General features: G+C 36.1%; 19 protein-coding genes, 1 pseudogene and 1 riboswitch. Of the genes and pseudogenes, 11 read left to right on the top strand and 9 right to left on the bottom strand.

The genetic code is table 11. The features are described from left to right. Window positions 1–17 precede the first annotated feature (17 nt). A riboswitch (PreQ1 riboswitch) is annotated at window positions 18–61 on the bottom strand. A gap of 156 nt (window positions 62–217) precedes the next feature. Continuing rightward, window positions 218–598, top strand: coding sequence for a RidA family protein (locus JG537_RS01070; RefSeq protein WP_006532694.1), 381 nt, complete (start codon window positions 218–220; stop codon window positions 596–598). Window positions 599–668: 70 nt separating this feature from the next. On the opposite strand, the pseudogene JG537_RS09825 reads toward JG537_RS01070, so the two are convergent. Next, window positions 669–5,054, bottom strand: a pseudogene (locus tag JG537_RS09825) (acyl-CoA dehydratase activase-related protein). Window positions 5,055–5,351: 297 nt separating this feature from the next. Here JG537_RS09825 and JG537_RS01055 point away from each other — a divergent pair. From JG537_RS01055 to JG537_RS01020, 8 genes are all read left to right on the top strand, one after another. Continuing rightward, a complete protein-coding gene (locus JG537_RS01055) occupies window positions 5,352–5,963 on the top strand; it encodes a TetR/AcrR family transcriptional regulator (protein ID WP_074481486.1) in 612 nt (203 codons plus the stop codon). Window positions 5,964–6,035: 72 nt separating this feature from the next. Next, window positions 6,036–6,806: a DUF1003 domain-containing protein gene (locus JG537_RS01050; RefSeq protein WP_132868734.1), complete on the top strand. Its 771-nt coding sequence runs from the start codon at window positions 6,036–6,038 to the stop codon at window positions 6,804–6,806. Then, window positions 6,799–7,689 (top strand): RNase adapter RapZ, encoded by an 891-nt coding sequence (gene rapZ, locus JG537_RS01045; RefSeq protein ID WP_132868735.1) that lies wholly within the window; start codon window positions 6,799–6,801, stop codon window positions 7,687–7,689. The genes JG537_RS01050 and rapZ overlap by 8 nt, the downstream gene beginning before the upstream one ends. Next, on the top strand, window positions 7,686–8,663 hold the full coding sequence (locus JG537_RS01040; protein WP_132868736.1) for a YvcK family protein: 978 nt from the start codon (window positions 7,686–7,688) through the stop codon (window positions 8,661–8,663). The genes rapZ and JG537_RS01040 overlap by 4 nt, the downstream gene beginning before the upstream one ends. Continuing rightward, window positions 8,660–9,571 carry a DNA-binding protein WhiA gene (gene whiA, locus JG537_RS01035; protein ID WP_132868737.1) on the top strand — a complete coding sequence of 304 codons (912 nt, stop codon included), beginning with the start codon at window positions 8,660–8,662 and terminating at the stop codon, window positions 9,569–9,571. The genes JG537_RS01040 and whiA overlap by 4 nt, the downstream gene beginning before the upstream one ends. Window positions 9,572–9,589: 18 nt before the next feature. Then, on the top strand, window positions 9,590–10,987 hold the full coding sequence (locus JG537_RS01030) for a C69 family dipeptidase (RefSeq protein WP_132868738.1): 1,398 nt from the start codon (window positions 9,590–9,592) through the stop codon (window positions 10,985–10,987). A gap of 133 nt (window positions 10,988–11,120) precedes the next feature. Continuing rightward, entirely contained in the window at window positions 11,121–12,638 is a 1,518-nt protein-coding gene (locus JG537_RS01025) for a zinc ABC transporter substrate-binding protein AdcA (protein WP_199542539.1), read from the top strand. 143 nt (window positions 12,639–12,781) lie between these two features. Continuing rightward, window positions 12,782–13,540, top strand: a complete 759-nt coding sequence (locus JG537_RS01020; RefSeq protein ID WP_199542536.1) for a glucosaminidase domain-containing protein — start codon at window positions 12,782–12,784, stop codon at window positions 13,538–13,540. A 639-nt stretch (window positions 13,541–14,179) separates the two neighbouring features. Here the strand turns inward: JG537_RS01020 and JG537_RS01015 are convergent. The 7 genes from JG537_RS01015 to JG537_RS00985 form a co-directional block, all read right to left on the bottom strand. Further along, window positions 14,180–14,719, bottom strand: a complete 540-nt coding sequence (locus JG537_RS01015; protein WP_009853857.1) for a hypothetical protein — start codon at window positions 14,717–14,719, stop codon at window positions 14,180–14,182. A 172-nt stretch (window positions 14,720–14,891) separates the two neighbouring features. Continuing rightward, the gene (mobV, locus tag JG537_RS01010; protein ID WP_199542525.1) at window positions 14,892–16,148 is read right to left on the bottom strand and encodes a MobV family relaxase; all 1,257 of its coding nucleotides are present in this window, start codon (window positions 16,146–16,148) and stop codon (window positions 14,892–14,894) included. Window positions 16,149–16,464: 316 nt separating this feature from the next. Next, entirely contained in the window at window positions 16,465–16,899 is a 435-nt protein-coding gene (locus tag JG537_RS01005) for a hypothetical protein (protein ID WP_199542515.1), read from the bottom strand. A gap of 59 nt (window positions 16,900–16,958) precedes the next feature. Continuing rightward, on the bottom strand, window positions 16,959–17,810 hold the full coding sequence (locus tag JG537_RS01000; RefSeq protein WP_199542513.1) for a replication initiation protein: 852 nt from the start codon (window positions 17,808–17,810) through the stop codon (window positions 16,959–16,961). Between the two features lie 291 nt (window positions 17,811–18,101). Further along, window positions 18,102–18,743: a hypothetical protein gene (locus tag JG537_RS00995; protein WP_199542510.1), complete on the bottom strand. Its 642-nt coding sequence runs from the start codon at window positions 18,741–18,743 to the stop codon at window positions 18,102–18,104. A 1-nt stretch (window position 18,744) separates the two neighbouring features. Next, on the bottom strand, window positions 18,745–19,071 hold the full coding sequence (locus JG537_RS00990) for a replication initiator protein A (protein WP_199542508.1): 327 nt from the start codon (window positions 19,069–19,071) through the stop codon (window positions 18,745–18,747). Window positions 19,072–19,078: 7 nt separating this feature from the next. Then, entirely contained in the window at window positions 19,079–19,357 is a 279-nt protein-coding gene (locus JG537_RS00985) for a hypothetical protein (protein WP_009853864.1), read from the bottom strand. A gap of 131 nt (window positions 19,358–19,488) precedes the next feature. Between JG537_RS00985 and JG537_RS00980 the strand changes: the two genes are divergently transcribed. Both JG537_RS00980 and JG537_RS00975 read left to right on the top strand, forming a co-directional pair. Then, window positions 19,489–20,088, top strand: coding sequence for a helix-turn-helix domain-containing protein (locus JG537_RS00980; RefSeq protein ID WP_199543593.1), 600 nt, complete (start codon window positions 19,489–19,491; stop codon window positions 20,086–20,088). Between the two features lie 54 nt (window positions 20,089–20,142). Continuing rightward, a complete protein-coding gene (locus JG537_RS00975; protein WP_199542506.1) occupies window positions 20,143–21,300 on the top strand; it encodes a tyrosine-type recombinase/integrase in 1,158 nt (385 codons plus the stop codon). A gap of 101 nt (window positions 21,301–21,401) precedes the next feature. Here the strand turns inward: JG537_RS00975 and JG537_RS00970 are convergent, their stop codons facing one another. After that, window positions 21,402–21,647: a type B 50S ribosomal protein L31 gene (locus JG537_RS00970; protein ID WP_021142736.1), complete on the bottom strand. Its 246-nt coding sequence runs from the start codon at window positions 21,645–21,647 to the stop codon at window positions 21,402–21,404. Between the last annotated feature and the right edge of the window lie 5 nt (window positions 21,648–21,652).

The following is a 21,652-nucleotide window of genomic DNA, read 5'->3' as shown; positions in this document are numbered from 1 at the left end:
AGAGCTTGTCAATTGATAGATAGCTAGTTTTTTATTCTGGGAGTTTTCGAACCAGTCCAAAAGTAGTACTTTTGATTATGCACGCCTTCTATTATATAAACAAATCGCCTTTTTGTAAATATTTGAAAATAAATGCATTTTTATTTATCAATATGTTTCAATTTTCAGAATATTTTGTTATAATAATCCTAATCTATTTGAGAGAAGGTGAAAATTTATGGCGAAAACAATTCATACGGACAAAGCGCCAGCAGCAATTGGTCCTTACGTTCAAGGAAAAGTTGTTGGTAACTTCCTTTTTGCTTCAGGACAAGTTCCTTTGTCACCTGAAACAGGTGAAGTTATTGGTACAAGCATTCAAGAACAAACCAAACAAGTCCTTAAAAATATTTCTGCTATCTTAGCAGAAGCAGGTACTGATTTTGACCATGTGGTTAAAACAACATGTTTCTTAAGCGACATGGATGACTTTGTTCCATTTAATGAAGTGTACGCTACGGCCTTTAAAGCTGATTTCCCAGCGCGCTCTGCTGTTGAAGTTGCTCGTTTGCCAAAAGACGTCAAGGTAGAAATTGAAGTCATCGCTTATCTCGACTAGATGTTCTCTTAATATTATTTGACACGAAAAAAGTTCGCTACTCTCTCGGCGAACTTTTTTCATTTTTTATTTATTTAGAATTGGCTAAAGAAGCTTTTTGCATCTTTTTAGCTGTTGTCATCATCAAGCGAATACGATTCAATTGGTTAACTTCAGATGAGCCTGGGTCGTAATCGATTGGTGAGATATTAGCCCCTTTGAATTGTCGGCGAAGTTCTTTTAACATGCCTTTACCAACAATGTGATTTGGAAGACATCCAAATGGTTGCAAACAAACGATATTTTTAACACCGTTGTTAAGCAATTCAATCATTTCACCCGTCAAGAACCAGCCTTCACCGGTGTGATTACCGATTGAAACGACTTTTGCAGCACCTTTTGCAATATCGTAAATGGATTCAATACCTTCAAAGCGCTCAGATTTTTCAAGGGCTTTGTTCATTGGTTTTTCAAGAAGATTGATAGCATCGATACCAAGCTTAGCTAAGCGTTTTGATTTTTGGCTCATGTTGAGTTCGTCAGCTTTCCAGATTTGGTTAAAAAGTGAGTAATTCATAAAGCCAATCAAGTCAGGAACAACAGCTTCGCCACCTTCATTTTCAATGATAGCAACAATGTCGTTATTAGCTGTTGGAGCGTATTTGACTAAAATTTCTCCGACCACACCAACTCGTGGTTTTTGTCCAAAATCAATGGTTTCAAGTGTGTCAAACTCTTTGATGATACGTTTCATATTGTGATTGAACTCGAAGTATGAGCCTGATTTGACATTTTTACGGGCAATTTCTAACCATTTTTCATACAGAGCATTGGCAGAACCTGGAACGGCTTCATATGGACGAACACGATAAAGCACACGTTCAAAGAGGTCACCATAAAGCACACTGATAAGTAGACGTTTTACAAATGGTAAAGTAATATTCCAACCAGGTGTTTCTTCGGTACCTTGATTTCCCATAGAAACAGAAACAACAGGAATCTGAGGATATCCAGCATCTTTTAAGGCTTTTCGTAAGAGTGGAATATAGTTTGTTGCACGGCAGCCACCACCTGTTTGTGTCATCATAACACTGGTATTATCGAGGTCGTATTTACCGCTTTGAAGAGCTTCAATTAATTGACCAATGGTAATGATGGCAGGGTAGCAGGCATCGTTATGAACAAATTTTAGACCAACATCAACGGCTTTACGGTCCATAGCTGGTAGAATGACAACATTATAACCGGCTTGTTTGAAGGCTTCTTCAATAAGACCGTTTTGGTGAATTGGTGAAAGCATTGGCATAAGAAGAGTGTGGCGTTTTTTCATGTCTTTAGTAAAGACAGGTTCTTTGATTTCTTCTTCAGTTGCAGCATTGAATTGAGGAGCTTGGTTGAAAATGTGATTGAGATTGGCTTTTTTAGCTTTCTTATCACGTTCTTCAACGGCTGCTTTGAGGGAACGAAGACGAATACGGATAGCACCGAGGTTGCTTCCTTCATCGATTTTTAGCACAGTGTAAAGTTTGTTGTGAGCTCGCATGATTTCTTCGACTTGGTCCGTTGTTACAGCATCAAGTCCGCAACCAAAACTATTTAATTGGACTAATTCAAGATTAGGATTTTTAGAGACCACTTTAGCGGCAGCGTATAGGCGTGAGTGGTAAACCCATTGATTAACCACGCGCAGACCAGCTACCTCTTCTAAGCCTGATACCATATCTTCAGTTAAAACGTGGAAACCTTCTTGCGTAATAATATTAGCAATCCCGTGATTGATTTCAGGGTCAAGGTGATATGGGCGTCCAGAAAGAACAATTGCTTTTTCATTGTTAAGAGCTAGTCGACTAAGAAGTTCATCAGCTTTGTCTTGTAAATCTTTTTTGAAGTCAGCTAATACCTGGTAACCATGTTCAACGGCATTTCGAATATCATCGATAGTAATATCATCATAATCTGCAAAGCTCTTGGCAAGTGATTTGACAACTGATTCGTGGTCAGCAAGATTCACAAATGGGTGGAAATAGTTTACGTCGCCATTACGAATCGGATCCATATTTTTTTCAATGACTTCTGGATAACTTTGAACGATTGGACAGTTGTAGTGGTTAGGTGCTTTGCTATTTTCAATTTGCTCGTAGATGACACTAGGATAGAAAATGGCATCAACTTTACGGTCAATTAAACTTTGAATGTGACCATGAACCATTTTGGCAGGATAACAAACGGTGTCACTTGGAATGGTTTCAATTCCTTTTTCAAATAAACGTTTGTCTGATTTTGGTGAAATTTGAACACGGAATCCTAAGTCAGTAAGGACAGTATGCCAAAGTGGGTAATTTTCATACATGTTTAGCACACGAGGGATCCCGACGATACCATGGACAGCATCGCGTTTTGACAAAGCTTTGAATTTGAAGAGTTTTTTGTATTTGTAATCGACCAGATTTTCTTTTTGGTTGCTACGGTCGAATTTGATTTTAGTGACTTTTTCAGCTCCGCGTTCACAACGGTTACCAGTAACAAATTTTGAACCGTCATTAAAAATGGTAACAGTTAAAGCACAGTTATTTTCACACATGCCGCAACGTGTGAATTCTTTTTGAGTGGTAAATTGATCGAGTTCTTCAAGCCCCATCAAAGATGATTTGTTGCGATTGGCTGTCAATAATGTTTCAGTCATGCTTTCCCTCCTTTACTGAACCGCACTAACTTCAAGAGTAGCTTCTTGGTTGGCTAGTTCATCTTCGTATTTTTCTTTAGCGATAATAGCGCAGCCATAAGCTCCCATAAGTCCAGCAATGCTTGGTCGAACGACTTCGCGTTCGCTGACGAGTTCAAAGGCACGAAGAACAGCTTCATTGTAGAAAGTTCCACCTTGAACAACGATTTTCTCACCCAAATCTTCGGGACGTTTTAATTTGATAACTTTGTAAAGGGCGTTTTTGATGACAGAGTATGAAAGCCCTGCTGAAATATCAGCAACCGTAGCCCCTTCTTTTTGAACTTGTTTTACCTTAGAGTTCATAAAGACTGTGCAGCGTGAGCCGAGGTCAACGGGGTGCTTAGCAAGAAGAGCAACTTTGGCAAAATCTTTGACATCATATTCGAGGGATTTGGCAAAAGTTTCGATAAATGACCCACAGCCAGAAGAACAAGCTTCATTTAATTGAATGCTTGATAGAGCACCATCACGGACACTCATGGCTTTCATATCTTGTCCACCAATGTCAAGGATAAAATCAACACCAGGATTGAAGTAGTTAGCTGCTTTAAAGTGGGCTACCGTTTCGACTTCACCGTAATCAACGTGAAGAGCAGCTTTGATGAGGTTTTCACCATATCCTGTAACACAAGAGCGGGCAATAAAAGCGTCTTGTGGCAATTGGTGATAGAGTTCTTTTAGGATAGAAATAACATTTTCAAGAGGCTGACCTTGGTTATTACCATAGTGCTGGAAGAGAATTGCTCCGTCAGGATCAGTAAGGACAACTTTTGAAGTGGTTGACCCAGCATCGATTCCAAGGAAAAGAGGACCTGAAGCAGTCGCCATATCCTTGTATTCAACACTTGCTTCATCATGACGAGCACGCCAAGCATCTAATTCAGCTTGATCTTTAAAAAGAACGTCGAGAGTATTTTTAGGAACTAAAGATTTTGACGTATTGTTTTCGAGGTTATGAATAATTTCTGACAAAGCAATTTGAGCTTGGTCTTGATCTAAAGCAGCTCCCATAGCTACGAAGAGTTGTGGATTTTCAGGGAAAATAACGTGCTCTGGTGTAATATTAAGGGTTTCAATGAAACGCTTGCGAAGTTCACTCATAAAAAAGAGTGGTCCACCAAGAAAGGCGATGTTTCCAGTGATTTTACGACCAGAAGCTAGTCCAGCGATGGTTTGGTTAACAACAGCTTGGAAGATAGAAGCAGCAATATCTTCTTTTCGAGCACCTTCGTTAATCAATGGTTGCACGTCAGTTTTAGCAAATACTCCACAGCGGCTTGCAATTGGATATATGGTTTCATAGCCCTTTGCGAGTTCGTTAACCCCGTTAGCATCTGTTTTTAGGAGGCCAGCCATTTGGTCAATGAAGGCACCAGTACCACCGGCACATGTTCCGTTCATGCGTTGTTCGAGGGTATCACCAAAGAAAGTCATTTTGGCATCTTCACCACCAAGTTCAATCACAACATCAGTTTCTGGGATGAATTTTTCAACGGTAGTTGTTGCAGCAATAACTTCTTGGACAAATGGAATTTTAGCTATATCAGCTAAGCCCATACCTCCAGAACCAGTTATAGCAATACTGACTGTTTGGTCACCAATTTCAGCAATGGCTTCGCTTAAAACTTTGATAGTTGCTGTTTTGACGTCAGAAAAGTGACGCTCATAACGTGAAAATAGTAATTGATAATTATCGTCGAAGATGACTACTTTAACAGTGGTCGACCCGACATCTATACCTGCTTTAAACATTAATAAAAAACCTAAAAGTGTTAGAAGGTAGTAGATAAATATCATTCCTAAAAATGACTCATTATCTAGCAACGAATAATGTAGTTACGTCGACAGTTCTTTAACACTATTTCAATCCTTTCTTACCTTATCTAACACACTGTTAATGTCACAACAAGCTGTTGCTTATTCAACAGAGTGTTTGTTATAATAGTATTATAGAACACTCATTGTCAATTGCAATCGCTAATTTTTTAACTTGTGTTGCTTAAACAACACATTCCCGACAATCTGTTGTTTATCTCGGAGGAATAGCTCATGAAACTTACTGATATTCGTTATTTGAGAACTGAAAAACTGATTTTTGACGCTTTTGCTAAACTGCTCAGTGAAAAGCCATATGAGAAAATTACTGTGCAAGATATTGCTGATGAAGCCATGATTAATCGGGCAACTTTTTATGCGCATTACGCTGACAAAGATGATCTTCAAAAAGGTATTCAGCAACAAGTTCTTGAACAAATGTCAGATATGATTGATGCGGCTCAGATTACAAATGGTGAGAGGGTAAAAGTTAAGCGAGCTGAGAAGCTTTTGACAGAGTTTTATCACGGATTAGAAAAGAATGCCGCAATTGCTAAAATTGTTCTGAAAAGCATTTCGCAAGAAGTCATGCAAGAAGAATTTGGAAGTTTGGTTCATGAAAAATACGATCATTTATTAGCTAAGTTGAACGTTACAGAATCTGGTGAACAAGTTCCGACTGATTTTATTGTGGCTTACTTAACGAGTATTTTTACAGGTACTTTGATGTGGTGGATTAAGTCAGATTTTTCAATGCCTGCTAAAGATTTGGCACGTCTTGTTTTGACTTTAGTTAGTAATGGCCACCTTACTGTTATGGGAGTTATTATTGATCGAGAAGATTAGTATAAAAGAGCTGAGAAGTCAGCTTTTTTATTTTATTTTTGATATAATGGAACAGACAGAAAGAAGGATCTTATGAGCCAAAAACAGCTAATGCAAGATAGCATTGATCACCACTATTATCCAGAAGAAGAAGGTGTTTTAATCAATTCTCTGGACATTAGATTACAAGAGATTATCAAAAAGCAACATCCTGATGTTAACGAAGATGCCTTTATTAGCCATAAGAATCTGACTTATTATCGCCTTCTCTTTTTAGAAGAGATTATTGATAAAGCCAATCGTAAAAATGACTATGTTCGTGAAGCTGTTTATGATGCGACTAAGCATAAAGGTTACACAGCTTTAGATGTTCAAGATCAATTAGATAGAAAGATTACTTTTGGTCAGCGGATTGCAGATGATGTCGCTCGTTTTGGTGGGTCATGGACTTTTATCATTACATTTATCTGCTTTATGGGAGTTTGGATGGCTTTCAATGTTGTGAAGCCTTTTGGAATTGTATTTGACAAATATCCTTTTATTTTGTTAAATCTTGCATTATCAACTTTAGCAGCTGTTCAAGCGCCATTAATTATGATGAGTCAAAATCGAGCTTCTGACTACGATCGCTTGCAAGCTAAGAATGATTACAATGTTAATAAGGTATCAGAGGAAGGCATCCGCTTATTGCACACCAAATTGGATCACTTGGTTCAGCAAGATCAGTCAGATTTATTGGAAATTCAAAAATTACAAACGGAAATGCTAGCTTCTCTGACAAAACAATTGGTGAGTATGCAGGAAGAACAGGCGCGTTTAGTGGGTCAAATTGAAAAAATGAGAGGGAGCGAAGAAAATGTCTGATAAAGAGATTAACTTAGTTATTGTAACTGGGATGAGTGGTGCTGGTAAGACAGTGGCCATTCAATCCTTTGAAGATTTAGGGTATTTTACTATTGATAATATGCCACCGACTTTGGTGCCAAAATTTATTGAATTAGTTGAAAAAACAAGTGACAATAATCGTGTTGCTCTTGTGGTGGACATGCGTAGTCGTCTTTTCTTCAACGAAATTACTTCTGTTTTAGATAAAATTGATTCAAATCCAAAAATTGACTTCAAGATTCTTTTCTTGGATGCAACAGATGGTGAACTTGTGGCGCGCTACAAAGAAACACGCCGTAGCCACCCGCTAGCAGCAGATGGTCGTATTTTAGACGGGATTAAGTTGGAGCGTGAATTGTTAGCCCCATTGAAAAACTTGAGTCAAAATGTGGTTGATACGACAGAATTAACACCGCGTCAATTGCGTAAAACCATTTCTGAACAATTTTCAAGTGATGAAAATCAAGCTTCATTTCGTATTGAAGTCATGAGTTTTGGTTTCAAATATGGCTTGCCACTCGATGCAGACTTGGTATTTGACGTACGTTTCTTGCCAAATCCATACTACAAACCAGAACTTCGCAATCAAACAGGTCTTGAAAAAGAAGTCTATGATTATGTGATGAATCACGAAGAATCTGAGGATTTTTACCAACATTTGATTGGTCTTATCAAACCTATCTTGCCTGGTTACCAAAAAGAAGGAAAGTCTATTTTAACGATTGCTGTTGGTTGTACAGGTGGACAACACCGTAGTGTTGCTTTTGCTCATCGCTTAGCTGAAGAGCTCAAAGCGGATTGGGTAGTCAATGAAACCCACCGTGATAAAAATCGTCGCAAGGAGACTGTGAACCGTTCATGAGAAAACCTAAAATTACCGTTATTGGTGGTGGGACAGGTATTCCTGTTATTTTAAATAGTTTAAGACATGAAGACGTTGATATTACAGCCATCGTAACGGTTGCTGATGATGGAGGTAGCTCAGGTGCTTTACGTTCGGTCATGCAGCTGACACCACCAGGAGATCTTAGAAATGTCCTTGTTGCCATGAGTGATATGCCTAAGTTTTATGAAAAAGTCTTTCAGTATCGCTTTGCTGAAGGCGATGGGCCATTGGCAGGACACCCACTTGGTAACCTCATTATTTCAGGGATTGCTGAGATGGAAGGCTCAACTTATAGTGCCATGCAGATTTTGACAAAATTTTTCCACGTTACAGGAAAAATTTACCCAGCAAGTGAGAATCCTTTGACTTTGCATGCTGTGTTTAAAGATGGTCATGAAGTAACTGGTGAGAGTCATATTGCTGATTATCAAGGGATGATTGACCATGTTTATGTCACAAATACATATAATGACGATGAACCGTCGGCTAGTCGAAAAGTGGTCGATGCCATCATGGATAGTGATATGATTGTGCTTGGTCCTGGATCTTTATTTACATCTATTTTGCCAAACTTGGTTATTCCTGAAATTAAGCAGGCTCTTCTTGATACGACAGCTGAGGTAGCTTATGTTTGTAATATCATGACTCAGTATGGTGAGACAGAGCATTTTACAGATGCTAACCACGTTGAGGTGCTCAATCGTCACCTTGGAAAAGACGTCATTGACACGGTCTTAGTTAACATCGAAAAAGTACCGCAAGATTATATGGATCACAATAAATTTGATGAATATTTGGTTCAAGTTGAGCATGATTTTGCAGGGCTTCGTAAACAAGTCAAACGTGTTATTTCATCTGATTTCTTACGTTTAGAAAATGGCGGAGCTTTTCATAATGGCGACTATGTTGTTGAAGAATTAATGAACCTTGTGAGGGTGAAGAAGCGATGAGTTTTACAGTAAAAGTTAAAGAAGAATTGTTGAATTTGTCGCGATTCGATAAGAGTGAATTATCAGCCATTATTAAGATGTCTGGTAGCCTTGGCTTGACGGGTGCAGGATTGACCTTGTCTATCACGACAGAAAACGCAAAAGTTGCTCGTCATATCTATGAATTGATTGAGACGATTTATCATGTTCAGCCAGAGATTAAGTATCATCAAAAGACGAATCTACGCAAAAATCGTGTTTACAATGTTTTTGTGGCGACAAATGTCAGAGAGATTTTAACAGATTTGCAATTGGCGGATTCTTTCTTTGGTATTGAGATGGGCATTAATCCTAATATCCTTGAAGATGATGACAAGGGACGCGCTTATTTACGTGGGGCTTTCTTGGCAACGGGTACTATTCGTGATCCAGAGTCTGGAAAATACCAACTGGAAATCTTTTCGGTTTACCAAGATCACGCTGAAGACTTGGCAAACTTGATGCGAAAATTTATCCTTGATGCCAAAGTTATTGAACACAAAAATGGTGCAGTGACTTACTTACAAAAAGCCGAAGATATTATGGATTTTCTTCTAGTCATTGGTGCCTTAGAGTGTAAGGATATTTTTGAAGAAGTTAAGATTATGCGTGAGACACGTAATGATGTTAACCGTGCTAATAATGCAGAGACGGCAAATATTGCTAAAACCGTCACAGCAAGCATGAAGACCATCAATAATATCATCAAAATCATGGATACCGTTGGCCTTGAAACGTTGCCAATCGAACTTCAACAAGTGGCCAAAATTCGCGTTGAAAATCCTGATTACTCGATTCAACAAATTGCGGATCATTTGGAAGGTACCTTAACCAAAAGCGGTGTCAACCATAGATTACGTAAAATCAATAAAATTGCTAATGAATTATAAGAAAGAGGAGAGTTTACTATGAGTTGTACTACAATTCTTGTCGGTAAAAAAGCGTCATATGATGGTTCAACCATCATTGCTCGAACTGAAGATTCACAAAGTGGTGATTTCACACCGAAACAATTTATCGTGGTAAATCCTGAAGATCAACCACGTCACTACAAATCAGTTTTATCATCATTTGAAATGGATTTACCTGATAATCCAATGCGCTACACTTCAGTACCAGATGCTTTACGCAAAGATGGTATCTGGGGAGAAGCAGGTATTAATGAAGCCAATGTTGCAATGAGTGAGACAGAAACAATCACAACAAATGCGCGTGTTCTAGGAGCAGATCCATTGGTTGAATCTGGTATTGGTGAAGAAGATATGCTAACTTTGGTGCTTCCTTATGTTCGTACAGCGCGCGAAGGTGTGGAACGTCTAGGTGCTATCCTAGAAGAGTACGGTACTTATGAATCAAATGGTGTTGCTATCTCTGACCTTGATGAGATTTGGTGGCTAGAAACTGTTGGTGGACACCACTGGATTGCTCGACGAGTGCCAGATGATTGTTACGTCACAAATCCAAATCAACTTGGTATTGATCATTTTGAATTTAACAATCCAGATGATTACATGTACTCAAGTGACTTGCGTGATTTCATCGAGGATAATAATCTAGATTTGACTTACTCAAATGAGCACTTTAATCCTCGTTACGCTTTTGGTAGCCAACGTGATAAAGACCGTCATTACAATACACCACGTGCTTGGGCAATGCAACGTTTCTTGAATCCTGAAATTGAGCAAGATCCACGTAGCTTCTTTATTCCATGGGCTCAAAAACCTTATCGTAAAATCACTATTGAAGATGTCAAATATGTTTTGAGTAATCACTACCAAGATACAGAATTTGATCCATATGGTCCAGAAGGTAACGCTGTGACACAACGTACTTTCCGTACAATCGGTATCAACCGCACAAGCCAAACTGCTATTCTTCAATTGCGTCCAGATCAACCACATGATACAACAGGTATTCAATGGTTGGCTTATGGTTCAATGCCATTTGGAACAATGGTGCCATTCTTCACTCAGATTTCAACAACACCAGATTATTTTGTAAATACTGCTGAAAATGTCTCAACTGATTCATTCTATTGGGCTAATCGCTTAATTGCAGCGATTGCAGATCCACATTTCCACCAACACGAAGGCGATATTGAAGCTTATGTTGAGAAAACAATGGCAGCAGGACATGCGCGTATCAAACGTGTTGACGAAGCTTTAGCTAAAGGTGAGACTGTTGATTTTGATGCTGAAAACCAAGCTATGAGTGATTACATCCAAGAAGAAACACAAAAACTTTTGAATAAAATTCTTTTTGATGCAAGTAATTTAATGACAAATCGCTTCTCAGTAAGTGACTAATAACGAATCCTCTGAATATCTTTCAGAGGATTTTTTTGAAAGTGGAAAAATTTACAAAAAATGCTTGCAAAAAGTTGAAAGTTCGGATATACTTTACTGGTAAACCATTAACTAGTTAAGAAAAGAGGCCGTCATGAAGAAGAGATTTCTTTTATTGATAAATGTACTTGCACTTTTGCTTGTTTGGCAAGTTAGCCATATTAAGCAGGTTGCAGCGGATGACAAGATTAAAGTTGTGACAACTTTTTATCCTGTCTATGAATTCACTAAGGCTGTTTCAGGAGATACAGCTGATGTTACCATGTTGATTAAGGCAGGAACAGAACCACATGATTTTGAACCTTCAACTAAAAATGTAGCCACTATCTCAGATGCTGATATGTTTGTTTACATGGATGATAGCATGGAAACGTGGGTTAAAAAAGTTCAAAAGTCTGTTAAATCAAAAGATTTAACCGTTGTTAGAGCAAGTGGAGATATGCTTCTCATGGCTGGAACAGCTGAAGAAGAAGGGGAAGAGCATGAAGGTGAAGGCCACAGCCACCAATACGATCCACACGTATGGTTGTCACCAAAACGTGCTGTCACTTTAGTTGAAAATATCCGTGATGCTTTTGTTGCAAAATACCCTGAAAAGGCAGATACTTTCAAGGCTAATGCAGCGGCTTACATTGATAAACTGAATACTCTTGATGAGGAGTATACAGATGGCTTGTCAGATGCTAAACAAAAAAGCTTTGTTACACAACACGCTGCTTTTGGTTATTTAGCACTTGATTATGGTTTGAACCAAATCTCAATTGCTGGCATTTCACCAGAAGTAGAACCATCAGCTAAACGTATTGCACGCCTTGCAAAATACGTTAAAAAATATGATATCAAGTATATTTACTTTGAAGAAAATGCTTCAAGTAAAGTCGCTTCAACTTTGGCAGACGAAGCTGATGTAAAAACAAAAGTTTTGAATCCACTAGAAAGCTTGACAAATAAACAAATCAAAGCTGGTGAAGATTATTTCTCAGTAATGCGAGAAAACTTGAAAGCACTGCAATTGACAACAGACGTCAAAGGTAAAGAAATTAAAGCTGAAACAGATGATACAAAAACTGTTCAACATGGTTATTTCAAAGATAAAGATGTTACTGACCGTAAATTAAGTGATTGGACAGGAAAATGGCAATCAGTTTATCCATACTTGCTTGACGGAACGCTTGACCCAGTCTGGGATTATAAAGCAAAAGCTTCAAAAAGCCAACAAACAGCTCAAGAAGTTAAAGATTATTACACAACAGGATATAAGACAGACGTTGAACAAATCATCATTGATGGTAAGAAAAATACTGTTACATTTGTTCAAAATGGTGAAAAACATACCTTTAAGTACAAATATGTTGGTCACAAAATCTTGAAATACAAGAAAGGGAACCGCGGTGTTCGTTACCTGTTTGAAACAGATGACAAAGACGCTGGCGAGTTCAAATACATTCAATTTAGTGATCATAATATCACGTCAACAGATGTTGAACACTTCCATCTCTTCTGGGGAAACAGCAGCCAAGATGAAATCCTAAAAGAAATGGATAACTGGCCAACTTATTTCCCAGCAAAAAAATCAGGTCAAGAAATTGCTCAAGACCTTGTTGCTCATTAAGATAGATTAAGGTTTGAATCATTGGTTCAAACCTTTTTTCTTTGATATCAAAGGCAGCCTTATGAACGATTTGACTTGCGTTGCCAGCTTATAAAATCTTTGCTATAATGATTTAAGATAGCACTTACATTTTAGGAGGTCCCGTGAAAGAAAAACAAGTTACAAAATTTTTTTTAGCTTGTTCGACCTTAGTTACTTGTATTACTTTGGGGATTAATCTCACTTTCAGGCATGCAGCTCATGCTGTTATAGCTGAATCAGGTCAAGTTTCCCCTACAGCTACGGCTGATTTTATTGCAAGTATCGGCGAAACAGCTCGACAAATTGGTCAAGATCGAAATCTTTACGCCTCGGTTATGATTGCTCAAGCAGTTTTGGAATCAAGCAGTGGCCAATCAGCACTTAGCCAAGAACCATATTATAATTTTTTTGGGATTAAAGGAGCGTATAACGGTAATTCTGTAATCATGCAGACTTGGGAAGATGATGGTAGCGGGAATACTTATGAAGTGGACCAAGCTTTTCGTTCTTATAGTAGCTTAGCTGATTCACTAAATGATTATGCTAATTTATTAAGTTGGAGTCTTTATTCAGATACTTGGAAGTCAAATACTTCATCCTATCAAGATGCTACAGCTGCACTTACTGGCCGCTACGCTACAGATACTTTGTATGCTGATAAGTTAAACGCTTTGATTGAGCAATATGGTTTAACTGCTTATGATGAACCGGTTGTGGCTGAGCAAGTTCAAACAAGCCCTGAAGAAGTACAAGAGGACCAAAATAGCCAAGAAACACCTCAAACAGCTGATCCAAATCATGTTTGGAATAAATATAGAGGTTCTTATACAAGCTCAGATATCTTAGCAGAAGATGAAGCCTGGATTGCCTTTATTCACTAAGTTAGAAGCCTTAATCAGGCAAGATTTGGGATTTTTTATTAATAGTAAAAAAACGTTAGCTAGATATAGCTAACGTTTTAATTTTCGAAAATCGAGGGCAAAAACAAATGAATACAATGCCAGTTGCAACACGAAAGCAATGGAGACTTTTGTGCCCTCGCTGTAATTATATCAAAAATCCTTTTAGATTTAAATAAAAAACCATTCCGATTTCTCGAAAATGGTTTTTCTGTAGTAAATGCGGTTTCTTATTTGAGACCGTATTTTCCAAACATTATATAAAATATTAGCAAATACCTTTTAAAATAAGGCTTTAACGGATTTTAATTTTAAAAATTTATATATATATTAAGTATTTATAAACGTATACGGTACTAAAAAGGTACCAAAAATATTAAGTTTCGGAGCTTATAAAACAATGAAATTTCACTCAATTATGTTGAGCGTTTTTTATTTTATAAAAATACTATTATGATAAAAGGCCCCTTGAAAAAGGAGCCTTTTTAAGGAGCTAAGAACCCAATCGGGGATTTACCTGAGCAAGGGCAGGAGGCAGCACCTCTACCTAGTACTCATGAAGAGTACTCTTTGAATGAGTTGTTACCAACTCAAACTCAGTCTTAGCTCATTATCAATATATCATTTCAAATTCTTTTTAGTCAATTTTTTTATATAATTAATTCGCTCAATTGGAAGCATGGTCTTTTCAGATTTAATGAGTCTGTGATATATTCCAAAACGAGTATCATCATTTGAAATATCTTCAATGAATTTCAAATAACCTCTGACATAGTTTTCTTCGTCCGTAGGTGCAATTCCAATTAGCATTTTTCCTTTATGTTCTTCAGATGTTTCGTATCCAAATTCTGCATTATATCTTTCTAATTCTTTATCAGTAGCGTAAGCAAAATGGATATTATAATTTTTTAGTTCCTGTTTTATGCAACGAAGTTGTAATTCACTTTCATAAAAATCTTTAAATTCTTTTGTTTCCCTAACAGCTTTAGTGACATCATCTTGAACATCAGATTCAATATCAACATAATTACTATAATCTGTGTGAATAAAAGTCCACCATAATAAATTTAAGAGATTTTTCCCAGTGTATATTGGCTCAATTCCTCCTTTATCCTTTTTTGATAAGTCATGATGAAAGTAATAAAAGGCTTTTTCTGTCATTTTCTTTGCTCCTTGATTTTTTTAATTTATTCCATGGTCTACTTGACAGCAAGTAACCCATGCTATTTTTTTCTAATTTGTCGGTTGTCAGCTCTTTAGTCTGACAACTCGTCAAATTTAGTCTAAATCGCATGGCTTGCTATCAAGTAGCTTTCACGGCATAAAAGTGATACTAGCTATTTTTGTCGACAAGATTTTTAACTTGTCTAACAACTGTCTTGGCTAACCCTATTGGACTTAAGCTATTGACAAGTGAAAGTGTGTTTTGGAAAACTGGCTTTGGCATAAATTCTTTTGCTTTCTCTCTCCAAATAGCCACTTTTTTGTTTAATAGCGTTACTTGACTATCTAAAGTTTTGACTTTGTCTTTTAACTGCCGATTTTCCTGTTTTAATATTAAGTTCTCATCACTTGTCTTACGATAAGACAATAAGTTTCGTGATAGTTGATTGTTTTCTGATTGGAGTTTATTTAATTCTTGTTTTAATTTAGTGTTATTTGATATATTCTTCTTTGCGGTATGATAGAGTTTTTCGAATGTTTCTTTATCCATTTTTAATTTACCGTCAAATGTTCGTTTGATTAGATTATTTTTTTGTAGATTATCAATGTTAAAGTTATCAAGTTCAGTTAAGTCTATTTTTAAATCTGAAAGTTCCTTGATTTCTTTTTCGTATTTTTCAATAGTTCCGACGGTTTCCCATTCTTTGTTTTCAAGTTCTGAAAGAACTTGTTTTTTATTATCAATATCATTTTGTAGGTTATTTAATTGACTTTTAGCATTGTCAATTTCGCTGTTTTTCTTATCAATGGCTTTGTCAGCCATTTTTAGTATTTTTTGTTTTTCTTTAAATTCTTCCGTTTTTAGATGCTTTTTCTTACTATCTGCCTCACCTCGTTGTAAATTGTACCCCTGTTTATTAAGGTATTTGGGTAGTTCATCTTGAATTTCCCTTAATTTTTCTCGGTTTCCAAAAAGTGCTTTGGAGCTTAATTTACCATCTTTCATTGGTACAACTCCCAAATGCATGTGTGGTGTACTTTCATCAAGATGTACACTAGCATAGGCAATGTTAGCTTCTCCATATTTTTCAGCAAAGTAGTTTTTAGCACTCTCAAAGAATTCTTTAGTTTGTTCTTGATCTAGCGACTCAAAAAATGTTTTATCTGATGTAATAACCCATTCGTTACATAGTACAGCATCTTTGCGAATTCCACGACTAGATATGCGATTTTCATTAATATGCTCCTTTATTTGTTTATGGTAAGTTTGATTTTTATTGCGATTGGTTAGTTCATAGTTAAGGTGAGAACGACTTGGATCTATATCTTTGTTAGAGTGATTTTTAAAAACACGTTCATTATGATTATAAATACCACTTAATTGACTAGATTTGTATTTTTCCATTCTAGCTACAATATAACTCATATTTCAAAGCTCCTTTCTCGGCTCAAAAGGTCGCCGAGGTGGTGGCGGAAATTACCACCACGAATAAGCAACCACACAATTAGTTTCCTCTTAAGAGGTCGGTACTACTTCCATGTAAAGTGTAACGCACTACGCTTTACTTCGTAAAAGTGCGTTCTCCGAAGGGTCTTGCAGACGGCTGGTCGCTCCAAAAGTAGTAGCGACATCGGAACAACTCTCGAGCCACAAGAGGAGTTCCGACTATACTCGCCGAAGCGAGTAGGGCACTTAGTCAGTGCCAAAGGTCGGACAGCTTCGCATTGTCCGACAAGTTTCCTTAAAAAAGAGTAAAGCCAATCACTATTAGAAAGCTAAGTACTATCGTAATGATAATAATAAGTAAGATAGTCTTCTGTCGTTCTAAACTCCTAATGTAATCTAGTAAATCGTATCTTTCTTGAATAAGGTTATTACGAATTTCAAGTGATGAAGTTAATTTATTAGCTAACTTATCTATCCTAATTTGCATATCTTGTTTTTCTTCTCTATTCGTTTTCTTGAGTTTGTTTAATTCATGCTCTAATTTTATGACATCATTTTCAAATGCATAATCATCTAGTATTTTAATGCCTATTAAATCAAGGTTTTCAACCTTTTGGTTGTCTCTGTATAAATGACCATTTAATCTGTTTTTATATTTAGGCGATCGTATCTTCTTATATACGGATTGAGTAGTTACTCCCTGACTTTCTGCATAGTCTTTTATTTTCATTTTTAACCTCTCAAAGTGCTGTTATTAATGCATTTTCAACCTTTTGGTTGAAAGTAATTTTAAGGTGTTTGACCACCAAAATAAGCTAATTCTTTTTTTAGTCTTGGGCGTTCATGTTTAAGCAATTCTTTCATGAGTTCTAAATAGTCTATTTCAGATGTTTTATAACTTTCCAGAATTTTTTTATATTTGGTTCTGGTGTTTCTATGTAGCTTTTTCCAGATATTTTTATTACGAGTATAAGCTACAAGATAAATCTGTGTTTCAACTGGTAGATCAGTAAAATTAAATGGTTTAAAAATAATAGTATTAATAACGTCAAATATTTCTTCAACAGAACGATTGCGAAGTTGAAATTCTAAACGCCACCAGTTGGAAAATTGGTTGGCAAATTCTTTTTCAGCAGGTGTTCCATTTTTTAGTCGCTCAAGTTTTTTATTATATAGCCTAATTTGCTTTTCTGAGCTAGGAGCGCCAAGGTATTTTGTTTCAAGTTTTCCTAGATTGGACCTAAATTCTCTTGTTGCAGTTGCTCTGCCTTTTTTCTCTAAAATAAATTCACTACAATCTACCTCAAATAAGTCAAATGCCAAGTCAGCACGAGATATTGAAATATCTTCAAGGTATGGTATAATGATGTCAATAATTTTTTTATCAATTAAGCGGAGTTTATTAGGATTGAACTCTAAGCGGAAAGGGCGAGCATGAAAGTCTTGCCCTTTTCTTTTATCGTAATCAATTTTTAGGATAACATGGCCTTCAGTCTTGGTATAAGCATTAAATAAATCAGTCATAGCTGTAGTTACAATGATTGCAATGTGGTTTTCAACCAACTTTTTTAGTGATTTTAACTTGTTTGATTTGACATAGGCTGTCATCGTAATATTATCCAAGTTAACTTTTATATCCAAAAAGAACTCCTTTCTTTGACGGTCGCCTATCGGCGCCGATTTTTTTGTCTACGCAAAGGCTTACGTAAAATGACGTTCTCGGGGGAGCAACCCCGAGCCGACTTCGTCGAACCATTTTCATTTTTCTCCAGCCAAACTTGCCAAAAAATGGGTGTAGTGGATGCACATCAGATGTGCACATAGCGGGCTGTTAGAGGGCGCCCTGTTATAAAATTTTCGGACCCTCCAAAAATTTGACCCCAAAAATTCATTTTCATAATATTTTTATAGCTGTTTTCATAAAATTTTAGACTAGAAATTTTGTAAATCTGAGACAGTTTTTGTGAAAAAATCTTCTGGTTCAACCATTAAAATTTTAGCTGCTTTTTCGATTTGATCTTGAGGTGGAATTTTTAAATTTCGTTTATAAGTGAAGAATTTATCTTTAGCCTTTTTGACTTCTCCTAAGTCATCAGAAGTATCCGAAAACATCAATTGGTTAAACTCAAACCAACGTAGGCCAGATTGTTCACGAAAGATTTTCAGGTTTCTCCAGAATCGACGTTCATTATCTAGTTGATCTAGCTGATGATAAAGTTGAATTCTTTCTGTTTTACGATATTCTGCGGGAAGAAATATCGTTACCTCACCAGGTGTTAGACCAGGAAGAATCTCTGTATCTGTAATAACTAGAGGAAATTTAAGTGAATTATCGATATCAGTTAGTATTTTCAATACAAACTGATTAAATGTTAGTTTACTGTCAAGTTTGTACCTCATTAATCTAGGCTGTAGAAATTCAAACATATCTGAAGAGTTGGTAAACCAATTCAGTAGTGTTTGATAATCAATGTCTTTGCTAGAATATTCTTCGTAGTCAATTTTGAAACTTTCTAAGCGCTTTTTAACAAGTAAGTTGTTTTCTTCGTCATTGCCAAAATAGATTTTCATCATCTCACACCTCGTTAATGTAAGTTCTATAAGGGAGACTATATCCATAAAAAACATCTTCCCTTTCACGTTCAATTAGATTGAATTCTTCTAAACGTCTCATGATTTTTATCATTGTTTCTTTACTGCAAGAAAACATTTTTGCGAGTTCTTTCATGGTATAACTTAGATAAACACTACCATCAGTATCTATCCAACCTTTTTCAGTAGCTTCAATCTGCTTATCTTTTAAGACTGAGTACACAAAAATGTCATTGAATGACAATTCACTATAAAATTCATCTTGGAAGAGAATTTTAGGAATTAAAAAGTTTTCACTATCGTAGTCCATAATATTCTTACCTCTCGAATTGTTGTAACCATTGAGCAACTTTACGTTTGTCGTATAAAGTTACTCCGTCAATAACCATATAGGGCATACCTTCTTTTTGCCATTTTGCAATAGTAGTCGTTGAAACATCTAGCCAACGACTTAAACCAGACATACGAACCAATGGTTTATAAAGTTCCTTGTCTTCAAGGGCTTTTTCAATGGCGGTTTGTAGCATGTTATCGTAGCGAGCTAATAGCTCTTTTTCTTTTCGCTTAGGTAATTGTAAAATGAATTCTTCAGACATCTTCTTTTTCCTTTCATTGTTTTATAAGCTCTGAATTAAATTACAAATATTTTGTAATTTACAGTTATTATATTACAAAATATTTGTAAAATCAATTGTTTTTACAATTTTTTTGTAAAAATGGTGTATATATGATAAAATATAGCCCAAGTGGAGGTGTTTTATTGGATAATAGAGTGAATGAATTACGAAAACAATTTGGAAAGACAATGAAGGAATTATCTGCAGAGACGGGTATCGGATTATCAACTATTTCAAACTATGAAAATGGTTATTCAACACCTAAAAAGAAAAATGCCCAAATACTTGCTGACTACTTTGGAGTATCTGTTCCGTATTTGCTTGGTTTGGATGATAATCCAGTCTTAAAAAATCCTAGTGAGGATAGTTTTGTTAAATCATTTATTAAGTTTTTAAAAGACGGATCTGTTACAAGTAAAAAAATTGATGATTTGACCCCTTTTAAAGATGATGTTGCCGGTTTACTAGCTGATATTAGTGGGACAGGAATTTTAGAAAGCTATATTGATTTTTTGATAAAAGAAAAAGGGTATCACCCAATTATTGTGAAAGCCTATAAGCAATTTTTAAAAGAGCAATCTGAAACAATATTTCCGTATTTGCTAAATAAGAGTAGTGATAAAAACTCACCTTATCATTATGTTTGGGAAGAATGGGAAAAGTCTGAAGAGTATAAAGATATGCAGAAAGACCAACTAAAGAAAGACTAACATGTAATTTCATTGTTTTATAAGCTCCGAAACCTTAGAAACGGAGAAATTACAATGTCTATTATTAAGTACAAGGCTAAAAAGTCTAAAACAGGCTATCTTTACAAAGTTAGAATTTACCGAGTTATTGACGGGAAACGTCATGATTATTTTAAAAGTGGTTTTAAGACGCGTAGAGAAGCCAAAGAGCATGAAGCTATAATTTATCATAAAAAACTAACAGGAGAGCTCACAGAGCTTTTAAAAGCTTCTGAGAGGACTTTTGAGGAAGTTTTTGAAGAATGGTTCAAAACATATCAAGATACTGTAGAGAGGACGACAAGTGTCCGTACTGATGATATGTTTCGGTTACACATCTTACCAACACTAGGAAATTTTAAAATTTCAAAAATAACTCCTTGGCAATGCCAGGAGTTTATTACAGAAAAGGGAAAAACATTTAGAAATATTAAGCAAGTAAAGTCTTATGCTAATCAAGTTTTCAATTTTGCGGTTAAGATGAAATTGATTGCTGAAAATCCTATGAGAGATATAACTTTACCAAAACGGGATCATAAGCAATCGGATAATTTCTTTAATGTTGACGAGTTGCATGAATTTTTAGCTATTGTAAAAGCAGAAGAGTCCTACAAAGATTATGCTTTATTTAGATTGCTAGCTTATAGCGGTTTAAGGAAAGGTGAGCTTTATTCTTTGAAGTGGTCTGATATTGATTTTGATAAACAAATACTATCTATCACCAAAAATTTAGGGCGAATTAGAGGAAAAGCTGTTGAGAAAAGAACGAAGAACAGGTTCTCAGTACGACAAATTCCTTTAGATGATGAGACTATTTCTATCTTGAGAGAATGGAAAGTACGTAGTAAAAAAGAAAAAGGGCAACTTTCAGTTGCCCCATTAATTGATAATGATTACATGTTTACGTTTGTTGATAGAGACGGAAAAATACAACCATTGTATCAAGATTATATAAATTATAACCTAAAACGTATTATTGATAAACATAATCTAAAGAAAATATCGCCACATGGTTTTAGACATACTCATGCAACATTGATGATTGAGATTGGTGTAGATCCAGTAAATGCTGCTAGACGGTTAGGGCATGCAAGTAGCCAAATGACACTAGATACCTATAGTCATGTAACCGAAGCTGGTGGAGAAAGAACGATTAAAAAGTTTGCTGATTATCTCAAAAAGTCAAATAACTAATTTTCCAAGACGGTACCAAAAACGGTACTAAAAACAAAAAAAGCCAATTTCGACTTCCCGAAAAAGGCTTAAAATCAACAATAATTGATAAATGCGATTTCTTATTTTGTGAAACCGTATTTTTTGTTGAAGCGATCCACACGACCATCTGCTTGAGTGAATTTTTGGCGACCAGTGTAGAATGGGTGAGAATCTGATGAGATTTCCACACGTACAAGTGGGTAAGTAGCGCCTTCAAATTCTACAGTTTCGTCAGAAGCTTTTGTAGAACCGCTAAGGAATTTGTAACCAGTAGTTGTGTCCATGAATACTACTGGACGGTATTCTGGGTGGATGTTTTGTTTCATTGTTA

The organism is Streptococcus vicugnae (assembly GCF_016461705.1).
Classification (GTDB): Bacteria; Bacillota; Bacilli; order Lactobacillales; family Streptococcaceae; genus Streptococcus; species Streptococcus vicugnae.
The sequence above is the reverse complement of the archived record's forward strand: the minus strand, read 5'-3'. Positions and strand labels throughout refer to the sequence as shown.

Bases quoted from the DNA above. Each gene is read 5' to 3' on its own strand.
- JG537_RS01015 (WP_009853857.1), bottom strand. From the start codon at position 14,719: ATGACAGAAAAAGCCTTTTATTACTTTCATCATGACTTATCAAAAAAG.
- JG537_RS01040 (WP_132868736.1), top strand. From the start codon at position 7,686: ATGAGAAAACCTAAAATTACCGTTATTGGTGGTGGGACAGGTATTCCT.
- mobV (WP_199542525.1), bottom strand. From the start codon at position 16,148: ATGAGTTATATTGTAGCTAGAATGGAAAAATACAAATCTAGTCAATTA.
- whiA (WP_132868737.1), top strand. From the start codon at position 8,660: ATGAGTTTTACAGTAAAAGTTAAAGAAGAATTGTTGAATTTGTCGCGA.
- JG537_RS00995 (WP_199542510.1), bottom strand. From the start codon at position 18,743: ATGATGAAAATCTATTTTGGCAATGACGAAGAAAACAACTTACTTGTT.
- JG537_RS01025 (WP_199542539.1), top strand. From the start codon at position 11,121: ATGAAGAAGAGATTTCTTTTATTGATAAATGTACTTGCACTTTTGCTT.
- JG537_RS00980 (WP_199543593.1), top strand. From the start codon at position 19,489: ATGATAAAATATAGCCCAAGTGGAGGTGTTTTATTGGATAATAGAGTG.
- JG537_RS01005 (WP_199542515.1), bottom strand. From the start codon at position 16,899: ATGAAAATAAAAGACTATGCAGAAAGTCAGGGAGTAACTACTCAATCC.
- JG537_RS00975 (WP_199542506.1), top strand. From the start codon at position 20,143: ATGTCTATTATTAAGTACAAGGCTAAAAAGTCTAAAACAGGCTATCTT.
- JG537_RS01070 (WP_006532694.1), top strand. From the start codon at position 218: ATGGCGAAAACAATTCATACGGACAAAGCGCCAGCAGCAATTGGTCCT.
- JG537_RS01050 (WP_132868734.1), top strand. From the start codon at position 6,036: ATGAGCCAAAAACAGCTAATGCAAGATAGCATTGATCACCACTATTAT.
- JG537_RS01055 (WP_074481486.1), top strand. From the start codon at position 5,352: ATGAAACTTACTGATATTCGTTATTTGAGAACTGAAAAACTGATTTTT.
- rapZ (WP_132868735.1), top strand. From the start codon at position 6,799: ATGTCTGATAAAGAGATTAACTTAGTTATTGTAACTGGGATGAGTGGT.
- JG537_RS00990 (WP_199542508.1), bottom strand. From the start codon at position 19,071: ATGGACTACGATAGTGAAAACTTTTTAATTCCTAAAATTCTCTTCCAA.
- JG537_RS00985 (WP_009853864.1), bottom strand. From the start codon at position 19,357: ATGTCTGAAGAATTCATTTTACAATTACCTAAGCGAAAAGAAAAAGAG.
- JG537_RS00970 (WP_021142736.1), bottom strand. From the start codon at position 21,647: ATGAAACAAAACATCCACCCAGAATACCGTCCAGTAGTATTCATGGAC.
- JG537_RS01030 (WP_132868738.1), top strand. From the start codon at position 9,590: ATGAGTTGTACTACAATTCTTGTCGGTAAAAAAGCGTCATATGATGGT.